Annotated in this window: 1 protein-coding gene; it reads left to right on the top strand. The window is 67.4% G+C overall.

The annotated features are described in order from the left end of the window. Positions 1 to 230: circularly permuted type 2 ATP-grasp protein (locus tag U4Z64_RS37520; RefSeq protein WP_321822705.1), on the top strand; the 230-nt coding region annotated here is incomplete at both ends.

Raw genomic sequence — 230 nt, 5'->3', positions numbered from 1 at the left:
GGCATCACGTTCGCCGTGTACGGCGACGCGCAGGCCGCCGAGCGCCTGATTCCGTTCGACATCGTGCCGCGGATCATCTCGGGCGCGGAATGGAGCCGGCTGTCGCTCGGCATCGAGCAGCGCGTGATGGCGCTCAACGCGTTCCTCGACGACATCTACCACCGCCAGGAGATCGTGCGCGCCGGCATCGTGCCGAAGCACCTGATCGCGCACAACGAGGCGTTCATCCC

It is taken from the genome of Burkholderia sp. BCC1996 (assembly GCF_905339955.1).
Lineage (GTDB): Bacteria > Pseudomonadota > Gammaproteobacteria > Burkholderiales > Burkholderiaceae > Burkholderia.
This window is presented reverse-complemented; position numbering and strand designations above follow the sequence as displayed.